The organism is Arthrobacter humicola (genome assembly GCF_022803015.1).
In the GTDB taxonomy this organism is placed as follows: Bacteria; Actinomycetota; Actinomycetes; order Actinomycetales; family Micrococcaceae; genus Arthrobacter; species Arthrobacter humicola_A.
The window spans coordinates 1-513 of record NZ_JAFKON010000035.1; the positions used below are offsets into that span (position 1 = coordinate 1).

The 513-nt window shown below is 70.6% G+C and carries 1 pseudogene; it reads left to right on the plus strand.

The features are described from left to right. Positions 1-513, plus strand: a pseudogene (locus ARTB_RS21335) (serine hydroxymethyltransferase); the annotation flags it as partial.

Consider the following 513-nt stretch of genomic DNA (forward strand, 5'->3'; position numbering starts at 1 on the left):
CTCGGCGGTGTTCCCCGGGCAGCAGGGCGGCCCGCTGGAGCACGTCATCGCCGGCAAGGCCGTGGCCTTCAAGATCGCCGCGTCCGAAGAGTTCAGGGAACGCCAGGAGCGTGTCCTGGCCGGTGCCAGGATCCTTGCCGAGCGGCTGGTCCAGGACGACGTGACCGCGCAGGGGATCAACGTGATCTCCGGCGGCACCGACGTGCACCTGGTCCTCGTGGACCTGCGCGACTGCGAGCTCAACGGTCAGCAGGCCGAGGACCGGCTCGCGGAAATCGACATCACCGTCAACCGCAACGCCGTCCCGTTCGATCCGCGCCCGCCGATGGTCACCTCCGGGCTGCGGATCGGCACCCCGGCGCTGGCGACCCGCGGTTTTGGCGAGCCGGCCTTCGCCGAGGTTGCCGATATCATCGCTGAGGCTTTGATCGCCGACGCCGGCGCGGACCTCTCCGGTCTGCGCACCCGGGTTCAGGCCCTCGCCGCCGCCCACCCGCTCTACCCCTCGGTTGA